Origin of the sequence: Acetobacter cibinongensis, assembly GCF_000963925.1 — a bacterium.
Taxonomy (GTDB): Bacteria; Pseudomonadota; Alphaproteobacteria; order Acetobacterales; family Acetobacteraceae; genus Acetobacter; species Acetobacter cibinongensis.
Window position 1 is genome coordinate 28,240 of the sequence record NZ_BAMV01000025.1, and the last position, 13,162, is coordinate 41,401.

Genomic DNA, 13,162 nt, shown 5'->3' on the forward strand with positions numbered 1-13,162 from the left:
GGAATCCGGTCCGTTTTTATTATTATCTAACCAGTTGGTTACTTAATGAAGTGAATACGAGAAACTGGCTCTATGCAAGAGCCAGTTTCAGGCATGTGGTAAATTTCTGGGCATCAGCCGGTATCAGGCTGATGCTCTAATAAACTCGGCGGCCCTTTCGGCAATCATAACCGTGGCCGTATTGGTGTTTGACCCCAGTAAAGACGGCATGGCTGAACTGTCACAAATCCGCAGTCCTTCTACACCATACACCTTCAAAAACGGGTCAACCACGGCATCCGGGCCGGACCCCATACGGCATGTACAGGTGGGGTGATAAGATGTGCGTCCATACTGTCTTACGTAGGCTTCACAGTCCTCCAAAGAAGGCTTGGTCGTGTTGAAAAAACAAATCTCGCGAATGTGTTTTTGAAGGGAGGGTTGAGAAAATATCTCATAACTGAGCATGACCCCTTTTGCAGCCAGCCGCAGGTCATCCGGGTGAGACAGAAAATTTGGATCAACCAGCGGTGCAATACGCGCATCTGCCGAGTTAAGCCGCACCGTCCCGCGCGATTTTGGCCGCAGAAGGTAACTGTTGAGCGTGATCCCTGCCTGCCCTTTGGGCACAGTCATAACCCCAGCCTCGGCTCCTGCTCCGGCCAGAAAATGGAGTTGAATATCCGGAACCTCTATCGTTGGGCTTGTGCGCCAAAAAGCCCCTGCCTCAACAATATTGGAGGCCGCTGGCCCGGTACCAAATACGGCATATTGCAAGCCGGACCATGCCATGTTGTGTAGTTTATTATATTTATCCAGACTTATATTTTTCTTGAGTTCTGCAACAATATCAACGCCATAATGGTCCTGTAAATTCTGCCCTACCCCCGGCAGATCCTGCACGACAGGAATACCATGCTGCTTGAGATGCTCCGCCGGACCAATGCCAGAGAGCATCAGCAGTTTTGGAGTACCAATCGCCCCGGATGTAACCAGAATTTCGCGCTCTGCTGCGACTACCTTGACTTTACCGCCCACACTATACTGAACGCCTGACGCCTTCCGCCCCTCAAAGAGCAGACGTAAAACAAACGCATTGGTCACAACTGTCAGATTTTTACGGGACAGAGCAGGCCGCAGGTAGCCAACTGCGGTTGAACACCGCTTCTGGTTACGCACTGTTAGCTGGTATGGCCCCGCCCCTTCCTGCTGTGGGCCGTTGAAGTCACAATTATACGGCAGCCCCCTCTCCTGACAGCTTTGCACAAAAGCCCGCGTGGTGACGTTGGGCTCTGCCAGGTTGGAAACACCTAGAGGCCCCGTGGTGCCGTGCCACAGCCCTGACAATATGCTGTTTCCTTCAGACCGCAGAAAGTATTTCTGAACGTCCTGAAAGGCCCAGCCTGTTGCGCCTTCCTGCTCCCATCTATCAAAATCTGACGGATGCCCGCGCGTAAAAACCTCTGCATTGATGGAGGAGCCACCCCCGAGCACACGCCCCTGAACATAAACAATGCTGCGGTTATTGGCATGTTTTTGCGGGACCGTGTGCAAACCCCAAGTCCACGGTCCTGCTGTCATTTTTGCAAAACCTGCAGGAATGTGAATGAAAGGGTGCACATCCCGCTTCCCGGCTTCAATCAGACAGACTGTTACCGTTGGGTCTTCAGACAGGCGGCTGGCCAAAACACATCCGGCAGACCCACCGCCTACAACAATATAGTCAAAGCGTGGTGTCATGATGCGATCCAGTGAGACCGTTTGTCGGTATCAATATGAACAGTCTTAAGCTGTGTATATTCTTCAACCCCGGCAAGGCCAGCTTCCCGCCCCCACCCGGACTGACGAAACCCGCCTATTGGCGTTTCCGGCCCACCACTCATGATGGTATTGACCCAGAAGCGCCCCGCCTTTACCCGCCGGGTTACACGGAAAGCCTTGCTGATATCCTGCGTCCAGACAGAGGCTGCAAGACCATAGACGGTATCATTCGCCAACTCGATTGCCTCTTCCACCGTTTTAAACCGAAAAGAAGACAGCACGGGACCAAAGATTTCATCACGCGCAATCGCCATATCGGGCGTTACATGTGTGAACAGGGTTGGGGCAATATAACGCCCTCTTTCACGCATAATCTGGTGTCCGCCACACAGCAAAACAGCGCCCTCTGCCTTTCCTTTATCAATATAGTCAAGAATGACTTTATATTGTGCATCGGTGGTAATAGCGCCAATCTGTGTTTCGGGATCAAACGGGTTACCAACCCGAATTTTGGCCATTTTTTCAGAAACGCGTTGCTCAAAGTCATCTGCTACAGACTGGTCAACAATCAAACGACTGGTAGAAACGCAGCATTGCCCCGTGTTAAAGCTTACACCAAAAGCGACCGCGTCTGCCGCATCATCCAAATTACTGTCAGCAAAAACAATAATCGGGTTTTTGCCACCAAGCTCCAATCCCAGTTTTTTGAGGTTGCTCTCGGCAGAAGCCTTAATGCAGGATCGGCCAACTTTGGTTGACCCCGTAAAAGACAGCATATCAATATCCGGGTGCTCCGCCATACCTTGGCCGATAACACTTCCGGACCCGGTCACAACATTATAAACGCCTTTTGGCAGCCCTCCCTCAGCCAAAATATCAGCCATAAGCAGGGTTGTCGCACTTGTTACCTCGGCAGGCTTCACAACAACCGTACACCCTGACGCCAGGATAAACGGCAGCCTTTCGCACAGGATCATAAAAGGGAAGTTCCATGGGGTAATAAGCCCCACCACTCCGATTGGCTCCCGCAGAACCATGCCAAAAAGTGAAGGCCCAAGCGTGTTGAATGTGGAACCATGCAGCAAACGGGCGGCCCCTGCCGCAGTTTCAAAACAGGCAATAGCATGGTCAACTTCGCCTTTGGCCTGACTCAGTGGTTTTCCGTTCTCCAATACCTCCCAATAGGCGATCTCGTCTTTGCGCTCACGAAGGAGTGTTGCCGTGCGCGATAGCACCTCAGCACGCTCTGCCCCCGGCTGTTGGGCCCAATTTCCCTGATCAAAAGCAATACGGGCTGCGGCTACCGCAGCATTGAGATCCTGCGTGGTGCAACAGGCAATGCGGGTAACGCTTTGGTTGTGGGAAGGTGAAGACCGTTCATACATCTCCCGCCCATGATGCCATGCCCCGTCTATAAAAAACCCGAAATCACGCGGTTTAACCGGCGCAGATAAACACTCTTTTGTCACAGTCATCCAGTTGAGCCTTCCATTCGTATCGCACTGATTTTTCTTCAAGAAAATGGTGGTCTTCCGAAGAAAAAGAGGGTGCGAGGGGGCATTCTGCCTCTCCGTTGTGGTTGCCTTGCCAGAACAAAGCAAAAAGGGTTCTCACTCTTAAACGAGAAATGAACCAGTTGGTTACTTAAATCTATTGCAAAAAAACCAGGAAACCTTCACCTTCTGTTGAGGGTAAGTTTTTTCCTTTTGAGTAAGCAGGCAGATTCAGTGACGCGCTCGACCAAAACCGTAAGCACTCCTCCCTCCCCCCGTATTCGGGATGCAGAGGCAACAAAGCTCCGTATTCTGGAGGCCGCCAAGAAGGAATTTGCTCAGAACGGGCTGGAAGGCGCACGCGTTGATGCCATTGCGCTTGAAGCACAGGCCAACAAGCGCATGATCTATCATTATTTTGAAAGCAAGGAGAATCTCTTCAAGGTTATTATAGAGCAAGCCTACCTTGATATTCGCTCTGAAGAAGCACTTCTGAATTTGGAGAGCCTCACGCCAAAAGACGCCATTACTGAGTTTGTAAAATTTACGTGGAATTATTATCTCAGAAACCCGGAATTTATTACTCTGGTTAATAACGAAAACCTTAACAAAGCCCGGCACATCAAAGATTCTTCCATACTCCGGGAGGTCAGTAAGAAATTTGTTGACCGTATTCAGGCCATACTGGACAAAGGCACACAGGATGGAACATTCCGCGCGGGACTGGATGCCGTTCAGGTCAATATTACCATTGCCTCAATTGGTTATTATTATCTGACAAACAGCCACACAGGCTCAGTCATATTCAATAGAGATTTCCTTTCAAAAAAGGCTCTACAAGAACGGCTGGCTTTTAATATAGACACCATCTTACGGCTTCTCTGCCTTTAAGTCTCCTGATTTTGAAACTAGTTTTATCCAGCGCATAGCACTGTCCATAATGGGTGTTTCTGTGTACCGCCCGATAAGAATTTACAGGTTGAGTCTGCCAATCGCTTACTTCGTGCAGAACTTACTCTCTCAACAGCATTTACAATTAATCTGGAAAAACAACTGTGCGATTTCCGTCGAGAATAACGCGCCTTTGTAAATGGTAATTCACCGCGCGCGACAGTACGCGTCTTTCAACGTCACGACCTTTGCGGATGAGGTCTTCCGGCGTATCCGCGTGAGATATACGCTCAACATCCTGTTCAATAATAGGCCCTTCATCCAGATCTGTGGTCACGTAATGTGCCGTTGCGCCAATAAGCTTGACGCCCCGGGTATAGGCCTGATGATAGGGACGAGCTCCTTTGAAACCCGGTAAGAAAGAGTGATGAATGTTAATGCATTTTCCAGAAATCCAATTAGACATTTCATCTGATAGAATTTGCATATAGCGTGCCAGTATCACCAGATCAGCACCTGTATTTTCTATAATGGTTTGAAGTTTCTTTTCCTGCTCTGGCTTCGTACTCTTTGTAATTGGTAAATGATAAAATGGTACGGACCCAATATCTGTCGCCTGTGTATCCGCTCTTGGATGGTTGGATACAATGGCTACTGGTGTGAGTGCCAATTCCCCAATGCGCCAGCGATAAAGAAGATCCGCAAGACAATGATCGAATTTTGAGACGAGAATAACCACTTTCTGCCGGACACCGGCTGGGTACAAATGCCATTGTGCATTAAAGCATCTGGCCAGCGTCTCCATTCCTGCAGAAGATGGCAAAGTGTCAGAAATAAAAGCAATTCTCATGAAAAATTTGTTGTTTTCTAAATCAGTATATTGATTAAGCTCTAGAATGTTTCCTCCTGCGGCAGAAAGGCATGTTGTCCATGCCGCTACTAACCCGGTCTGCGCATCGCATGTTACAATAAGAATATGCGTTGAGTTATGAGAAAACATTTATGGTCTCTTAAGGTTTAAGAAAAAACACGTACACCGACAGGTGATATGAAGTCTTCTTGGGAGGACTGCTTTTGGATAGCGTCACGGTAGCATTTGCTGGGGCTAATGCCGTAAACAAGCTTGAAATGGCGGGAAAAATGTGAACAGTCAGAAAAACCGGATTCAATAGCAACGTTTGTCACATTTGCCTGCCCGGATTCAAGAAGTGCGCGTGCATAGCGCAGACGAAGCATCCGGTAAAAATCCTGCGGCTTACGGCCAAGATTGTTATGAAAAAGCCGCTCAAGTTGACGGCTGGAAATACCAAGCTGGCTTGCCAACTGCGCCACAGACAGCGGGCGGTCCATATTTTGTTCCATGTGCAGAATTGCACGCTGAACATGCTGATTGGCAACGGTCATGGTTGCATCACTGACCGTGGGGGGCCGTGGTTGGAGACGGGCCTGTTTTTCCGGACGCAAATAGCGTTCCATCAACAGAATATGGCTTGCTTTCATACCGGCAGAACGGCCAAGGCTACGGTCTATTAAATGGAGGGCAACGTCCGCCGCACCACTGCCACCGGAACAGGTGATACGGTCACCATCATCCAGAAACATACGATCGCTCACAACGTCATGATCGGGAAATGCTTCAATAAAATCCTGACGATGGTACCAGCTTACGCACACAGGTCGATGCTTCATCAACCCGGCACGACACAGAATGAAGGTGCCCGTACATACCCCTATCAGGGGAATACCCTCTGCTGCGGCACGCTGTAGCCACTGGAGTGTTGCGGCGTCCACCTGCTGGTGCCCATGCAATAACCCGCCCACAACGACAATATAGTCAAATGCCCGTGGCTCACCCAACGGAGCATCCCGCATTACGCACACACCGCAGCTTGACCGTATGGCTTGAACACCGGATGCAACAATCTGCCACGTGCAATGGACAGGGCGGCTCCGGTCGTCTTTATCGGCAGCAAGGCGCAAGTGGTCAACGAACAGGGAAAAAGCTGACAACGTAAAATGTTCCGCAAGGACAAAACCTACACGCAACCGCGGTTTAGTAGCTCCAGCTATTCCTCTCATCGTTCTTCCCCATCGTGCAAAGGTTAGTTTGCCATCAAAAAATCAAACCTGCTTACATTCCGCCCTATCAACGATCATTAGAAAGCAAAAAAAGCTTTAATCAAGGCCAATTCCGACACTGATTTTGGATGTATCCGACATGGGCGTTGTTTTACATTTTTGTGAAAGTCGGGAATACGAGCCCTCTCCGGGTAAGAAAGAAAGGGCTTTGTGACGTCAGCACTCCGGGAAATTCACCGCCAATCCGCCCAACGATGTTTCTTTGTATCGGTTACTCATATCTCTGCCAGTTTCAGCCATTGTCCGAATAACGTGGTCGAGGGAGACATGATGTTTGCCATCCCCATGCATAGCGAGTGAGGCTGCGTTAATGGCTTTAATGGCGCCAAAGGCATTACGTTCAATACAGGGAATTTGCACCAGACCTGCAACCGGGTCACACGTCATGCCCAGATGGTGCTCCATCCCAATCTCAGCCGCGTTTTCAACTTGTGCTGGCGTGCCACCCAAGGCCGCGACCAGACCAGCGGCTGCCATGGAAGACGCAACCCCAACCTCGCCCTGACACCCCACCTCGGCACCTGAAATAGAGGCATTCAGTTTAAACAGCCCGCCAATAGCGGACGCCGTCAAAACAAAGTCATGCAGGCCCTGTCTGGTTGAATCTGACGGCGTATCTTCACAAAAATCTCGATAATATCGAATAACGGCTGGAATAATACCGGCTGCACCGTTAGTCGGTGCGGTGACCACCCGGCCGCCTGACGCATTTTCCTCATTCACGGCAATGGCAAAAAGGCTGATCCAGTCCATGATGCCGTGGGCGGATTTTGTATTGGCGCGCTCTCTCTCCTGCAGGCGTTGGCTCAAGGCCGCAGCGCGCCGCCTCACCTTTAAGCGGCCTGGTAACGTGCCTGTTTGGGTCATACCCCGCTCAATACAGGCCATCATCACGTCAATGACATGGTCAATATAGGCTTCCGTTTCCGCACGGGGGCGAAAAGCAGTTTCATTGCGCATGACAATTTCTGCAATGCTTAACTGGGTTTTTTCCGTAAGATCGAGTAGTTGTGCGGCACTGGTGAAAGGGAACGGAACATCAGGCTGGCTGTATCCTGCTTTTTCCGTCACCTCCTCATGAACAATAAAGCCCCCACCCACGGAGCAAAACCGTGCCAACTCAAGCACCTGACCGTCTGCATCAAGGGCCTCAAATTGTAGTGTGTTCGGGTGAACAGGAGGAACGGTGTCCTTGTCTAGAATAATATCTGTGTCAGGGTTGAACGGAATAACTTTGCCGCAGAAGGTCAGGCTATGCCGTGTGGCAACATCCGCCACCATGTGATCAGCCGCATCGGGATTGACCGTTTGCGGGCTTTCCCCGCACAGACCCAAAATAATGGCCTTGTCCGTTGCATGGCCTTGCGCTGTCCAGGCCAGCGAGCCGTAACATGTTACGCGTACCTGTGCGACATCGCTCCGGCCGGCAAGGGAGTCCGCAAAACGGTTAGCCGCCCGCATGGGGCCAACCGTATGCGAGGAAGACGGACCAATACCAACTTTAAAAAGGTCAAACAGGCTGATCATGTTGCTCTCGACAAAAGTGGCTTACGCGCCGGGATAAGCCACATTATAGATAGGGAAGCGGCGGCAGAGTTCCTGAACTTCTGCATGAACGCGCTGGCTGACTTCAGCTTCGGCGGGAGTATCATATGTTGTCAGCACTTCATCAATAAAACGACCGATTTCTTGAAATTCTTCAACACCAAACCCGCGCGCCGTGGCTGCCGGGCTGCCCAGACGGATACCGGAGGTCACGAAAGGAGATTCCGGATCAAAAGGCACAGCATTTTTGTTAGCTGTAATGCCTGCTTTTTCCAATGCGGCTTCTGCCACTTTGCCTGTCACTTTCTTGGGTCGTAAGTCCACCAGAATAAGGTGACTGTCCGTGCCGCCTGTAACAATATCAAACCCTCTCTTCAGCAGTTCTGCGCCCAAAACCTGAGAATTTTTTAAAACAGACTGCTGGTAGAGTTTAAATTCCGGCTTCAGTGCCTCCCCAAACGCGACGGCTTTTGCCGCGATCACATGCATGAGAGGCCCGCCCTGCAAGCCGGGGAAGACGGCAGAGTTTATCTTTTTCGACAGGTCTGCATCATTGGTCAGAATAACCCCGCCACGTGGCCCACGGAGTGTTTTGTGCGTTGTGCTGGTGACAATATGCGCGTGCGGCAACGGGTTAGGATAGAGACCCGCGGCAACTAGCCCCGCAAAATGAGCCATATCCACCATAAGGTAGGCACCAACCTCATCGGCTATGGCACGGAAGCGGGCAAAGTCAATAACGCGTGGGTAGGCTGAACTGCCTGCAACAATGATACGCGGCTTGTGGGCTTTTGCGAGCTGCTCAACTTCCTCATAGTTAATAAGCCCTGTATCGCGGTGCACGCCATACTGAACGGAATGAAACCATTTGCCAGAATAGTTTGGGGCAGCACCGTGCGTAAGGTGACCACCAGCCGCCAGACTTAGCCCCAGAATGGTATCACCCGGCTTGGCAAGCGCCATGAAAGCCGCCTGATTGGCATTTGCGCCAGAATGTGGCTGCACATTGGCGAACTGCGCTGAAAAAAGTTCCTTAAGCCGGGTGCGCGCCAGATCTTCCACCCGGTCTACCTCGACACAGCCACCATAATACCGTTTTCCGGGCAAGCCTTCTGCGTATTTATTGGTCAGAACAGAACCCTGCGCTTCCATAACGGCCAGAGATGCCATGTTTTCAGACGCAATGAGTTCAATACCATCCTGCTGGCGATGAAGTTCATCATTAAGAATGGCAGAAACTTCCGGGTCTATTTGCTGAAGAGAGTTATGAAAAAATGCGTTTTCTGCCTGACCCATTTTGCGCTCCGTAAGATAGATGCCTGCCCGTACCCCACAGCCAGTCGTCATCAGATAGTCTCTGATAGCAGCTTTAGTTAACGGTATTTTGCGGACAGAATTTGGATGTCTGATTGAGGCAGCGTAGAAGAAGTATCGGGTTTTAAAAGGCATGCACACGAAGGGTGATCGTAATTTTTACGACATCGCACTCAATCGTTTCTAAAAAATAACAGTTTTGCATTTTGACCCGACAAAAGTAGGCCCCACATGCAAAAAATATCGCTGCTTGAGCAGCATGAAAATGTATGATTCTGTTAGATAGTATATCAATTCATAGGTATTATTTTTAGTACTGCTTAGAGGTTCTGTAAAATCCACAGAGCGATGGCTTCCCCGACACCATGTGAAGTATCTTGTAGGGAGGTGATAACGTTATAGCACCCGCTACACTTCACCTCCCGGCTTCCCAAACGGGTTAAGCTTCCGTCTTCAAGACTTTGCCTTACCAGAACGTGCCAGCCCAGAGCGACCCCCTGCCCTGCCTTTGCCGCTGCCAGGACATCTGCATAATGGCTTAAGCTTAAGTCTGGCTCTGTCTTTTTAGTTTTGATACCTGCATCTATAAACCATTGCCGCCAGGAGTCCCATTCCCGGTTTGTGTTATCGTGTTCAATCAAATGTGCTGGAGCGGATAAAAAGGCGTCAGGATCAGGGACACGTGATAGGAAAGATGGCGAACACACAGCATACACCGTGTCCTTTCTGGTACCGACAACGTTTCCCTTTTCAAATGGGGGCAAACCGAACCATACGGCAACGTCTGTCCCATCCATGTTCAGTGCGGCACGGGAGTCCTGAGACGCAAGACGGATTTGTGTTGTGGGAAAAAGCGCATGCAAGGTGCCCAACCGGGGCAACAGCCAGAGTGTTGCAAACGCAGCACTTGTTCTGATGGTCACTGTCTGTTTTGCCTTGCGTTCAGACACCCTTACATAATCAACAACTTGCATAATATCAGAAAAACTTTTTGAAAGCGTTTCTACCAGAACCAGGCAATTGGGCGTGGGATCAATAGTACGGTAGCCCCTGATAAAAAGGGGAATACCCAAATCCTGCTCCAGAACGGTAATCTGGCGGCTCACGGCGGCTTGAGAGACCCCTAGCTCTCCAGCAGCCATAGTAAAACTCCGGTGCCGCACTACAGCCTCCAAGGTGACCAATGCATTCAGAGACGGAACATTTTTCCTGAAATTCTTCACCGTTCGGGCCTCAGGTAAATCAAGAGCGATAGGGATAATAAGGTAAGCACATTTTTGTCATAAGTTTTTGTTATGGGAAATTGAAATTTTTTATCGTTGAATTTTTCAATAAAACACACACCATTACAGTAGCTTAACGATACGCAATACCTCCAAAAAATGGGAGATGCCCCCTATGCAAATTTCCAAACCTTCAATCTCGGACCTGCTCAATAGCCGTAAGCCCGGCCATTCTCTCCCGGCTGGCCTCTACACGCGAGACGATGTGTTTGAGGCGGACATGGAGGTCTTTTTCAAGAACCAGTGGATTAACATTGCGCTTGACTGCGATGTGCCGGAACCTGGTGACACTTATGTTGTAGACGTTGGAAAAACCAGCCTTATCGTCCTGCGGGATGACGATAACCAGATTCGTGTTCTGCATAATGTGTGCCGTCACCGTGGCACTCGTATTCTGGATCCGGGGCAGCATATGGTGGCAAAACTGGTCTGCCCTTATCACCAGTGGACCTATGAACTGTCAGGGGACTTACTACACGCACCCCGTATGGGAAAAGATTTTGATACGTCGTGTAGAGGTTTGAAAACCGTCAATTTTGTTTCTGTGGGTGGCCTTATTTATGTGTGTCTGGGTGACAACCCACCTGCTGATATTACTAGCCTGATTAACGCCATGGAAGACCGCCTGGCCCCATACGATATTCGTAACGCAAAAATTGCTTACCAGATGGATATTATTGAGGACGGCAACTGGAAACTCACGATGGAAAATAATCGTGAATGCTACCATTGTGCTGGCAGCCATCCGGAACTGTGTGTGTCTTTTATCGACTTTCGTTTTGATACTGAATACGAAAATGACGAAGAGCGTGAAATTGCTCTTGAACAGCAAGCTCTTTACAATGAACGCACACAGGAATGGGAGAAAGCTGGTTATTCTTCCAACGTGGTTGCGCAGCTAGAGCACTGCAATACCAACTTTCGGACCCAGCGCCTCATTATTGGCGGGGCCGGAGAATCTCAGACACCAGACGCAACGGCGGCCAGTAAGAAGCTGATGGGCACAATGACCCGTAAAGACTTGGGCGATGTACATTTATGGGGGCATAACTGCTGGAACCACTTCATGGGGGACCATGCTGTAACCGCAACCGCCATTCCGCTGTCTTCCGGTAAAACATTGGTTCGTACCAAATGGTTGGTCAACAAAGATGCTGTTGAAGGCGTTGATTACGATCTGGACAAGTTGACCAGTGTCTGGATTGCCACAACCCAGCAGGATGCTGACCTGGTTGCGCGCTCTCAGGCAGGCGTGGAAGACCCCAGCTACATACCGGGTCCGTATTCAGACTACACAGAGAAAGAACTGGACAAGTTTGCTGTGTGGTATATCGACCTGATGAAAGCAAGCGGGTACTGAATGATGGACAACACTCTTTCATGCCATGCTTCTGGCCTGTATTGGGACAGAGATGAAGATACAGAACTTGTGTGCGTTGATGTCCGGGAGGAAACGCACGACATAAAAACATTCACGTTCAAAGCAAAAAATGGCCGTTATTTTTCTTTTGAAGCGGGACAGTATTTTGCTTTTGAAGTCCCCATGGGAGAGAGCTTGGAACAGCGCTGTTACAGTATTTCCTCCTCCCCGCTGCGGCCGCAAACCCTTTCCATCACAGTAAAACGTGTTGCGGGCGGCCTTGTCTCCAACTGGCTACACGACACCCTGAAACCAGGTATGACTCTGGCGGCCCAAGGCCCTGCCGGTACATTTACCCTCCCCAAAACTGGACCGGAGAAATACCTGTTCCTTTCTGGGGGATCTGGCATTACGCCTCTGGCCTCCATCAGTCAGGCGCTGGCAGATGCCGCACGGTATCCGGATGTTGTGTTCCTGCATGCAGCACGCACACCCAACGACTTTGCCTTTGCGCAGGAACTGGCGCTACTGGCAAAATATTCCCCAAATTTCAGGTTGTTTTTCCTACCTGAAAACCGCGGGAATGCCACATCCTATGCTGGTATGTTAGGACGTCTTTCCCAAGAGTTACTAACACTGGCTGTGCCAGACATTAAAGAGCGTCTGGTGATGTGTTGTGGTCCAGCCCCTTTTATGGCCGCAGCAAAAAGCCTGTGTAAAACAGTTGGTGTTCCATCTGACTGTTATCTGGAAGAAAGCTTTGATGCGGCTATTCTTCTGGAGGACGAAATTGAGAGCGCACCCGTTGATGACGTAACATCCTTTACCATTACCTTTGCAAAGCAGAACAAGACTATTCCCGGTCTGCCCGACCAATCTGTTCTGGCAGCCGCCAGAAAAAATGGGGTGCGCCTTCCGTCCTCCTGTGCCAATGGCATGTGTGGTACCTGCAAGTCTAAACTGGTAAGCGGAAGTGTGGATATGAAGCATGGTGGTGGCATCCGCCAGCGTGAAATTGATGCTGGCATGTTTCTACCTTGCTGCTCCAAACCTTTGAGCGATCTGGTTATTGATCGCTAATTAAACACCCTGTTCTTCTGCATAGGCTTTGCAGGAGAACAGGGTGTTTTTGTTTTATAAAGTTACGATTAAAACGCTGAGAAACTATTTAAAATAAACTCTCTTTAGCATTTTCCAAAAATCAGTCACATTGCCGTAACGATGAGCGCTGTCGTGTGTCTCATCGTTACGCAACATGTGTAGAAACTGTTTCAAAAGTTCAGTTCTGCGGGTTGGCAGGACATTAGTGTGACTAAACAGGTGCTCTTGCCGCCATGGTGTTGTAACGCCGGGCTAAAAAGACAATACGGTCTGGCGCACTAAGGCGCGCCAGACCG

General features: G+C 49.9%; 10 protein-coding genes. 3 read left to right on the forward strand and 7 right to left on the reverse strand.

Annotated features, from left to right (window positions below; all coding sequences use genetic code 11):
• Positions 1–123 precede the first annotated feature (123 nt).
• Both Abci_RS12570 and Abci_RS12575 read right to left on the reverse strand, forming a co-directional pair.
• Positions 124–1,719, reverse strand: coding sequence for a GMC family oxidoreductase (locus tag Abci_RS12570; RefSeq protein WP_048839529.1), 1,596 nt, complete (start codon positions 1,717–1,719; stop codon positions 124–126).
• Complete coding sequence (locus Abci_RS12575; RefSeq protein ID WP_048839530.1) at positions 1,716–3,215, reverse strand: aldehyde dehydrogenase family protein; 1,500 nt, start codon at positions 3,213–3,215, stop codon at positions 1,716–1,718. Before Abci_RS12575 ends, Abci_RS12570 begins: the two co-directional genes overlap by 4 nt.
• Before the next feature lie 252 nt (positions 3,216–3,467).
• Between Abci_RS12575 and Abci_RS12580 the strand changes: the two genes are divergently transcribed.
• Positions 3,468–4,124 carry a TetR/AcrR family transcriptional regulator gene (locus Abci_RS12580; protein WP_048839531.1) on the forward strand — a complete coding sequence of 219 codons (657 nt, stop codon included), beginning with the start codon at positions 3,468–3,470 and terminating at the stop codon, positions 4,122–4,124.
• Positions 4,125–4,269: 145 nt separating this feature from the next.
• Here Abci_RS12580 and purU read toward each other — a convergent pair whose 3' ends face one another.
• The 5 genes from purU to Abci_RS12605 form a co-directional block, all read right to left on the reverse strand.
• Positions 4,270–5,124 carry a formyltetrahydrofolate deformylase gene (gene purU / locus Abci_RS12585; RefSeq protein WP_048839532.1) on the reverse strand — a complete coding sequence of 285 codons (855 nt, stop codon included), beginning with the start codon at positions 5,122–5,124 and terminating at the stop codon, positions 4,270–4,272.
• A 17-nt stretch (positions 5,125–5,141) separates the two neighbouring features.
• Complete coding sequence (locus Abci_RS12590; RefSeq protein ID WP_244877683.1) at positions 5,142–6,134, reverse strand: GlxA family transcriptional regulator; 993 nt, start codon at positions 6,132–6,134, stop codon at positions 5,142–5,144.
• A 285-nt stretch (positions 6,135–6,419) separates the two neighbouring features.
• Positions 6,420–7,790 carry an L-serine ammonia-lyase gene (locus tag Abci_RS12595; protein ID WP_048839533.1) on the reverse strand — a complete coding sequence of 457 codons (1,371 nt, stop codon included), beginning with the start codon at positions 7,788–7,790 and terminating at the stop codon, positions 6,420–6,422.
• A 21-nt stretch (positions 7,791–7,811) separates the two neighbouring features.
• Positions 7,812–9,104, reverse strand: a complete 1,293-nt coding sequence (gene glyA, locus Abci_RS12600; protein WP_048839550.1) for a serine hydroxymethyltransferase — start codon at positions 9,102–9,104, stop codon at positions 7,812–7,814.
• Positions 9,105–9,442: 338 nt separating this feature from the next.
• Positions 9,443–10,345: a LysR family transcriptional regulator gene (locus tag Abci_RS12605; RefSeq protein ID WP_048839534.1), complete on the reverse strand. Its 903-nt coding sequence runs from the start codon at positions 10,343–10,345 to the stop codon at positions 9,443–9,445.
• 175 nt (positions 10,346–10,520) lie between these two features.
• Here Abci_RS12605 and Abci_RS12610 point away from each other — a divergent pair, with 175 nt between their 5' ends.
• Positions 10,521–11,765 carry an aromatic ring-hydroxylating dioxygenase subunit alpha gene (locus Abci_RS12610; RefSeq protein ID WP_048839551.1) on the forward strand — a complete coding sequence of 415 codons (1,245 nt, stop codon included), beginning with the start codon at positions 10,521–10,523 and terminating at the stop codon, positions 11,763–11,765.
• Positions 11,766–12,845 (forward strand): hybrid-cluster NAD(P)-dependent oxidoreductase, encoded by a 1,080-nt coding sequence (locus Abci_RS12615; RefSeq protein WP_048839535.1) that lies wholly within the window; start codon positions 11,766–11,768, stop codon positions 12,843–12,845.
• Positions 12,846–13,162 lie beyond the last annotated feature (317 nt).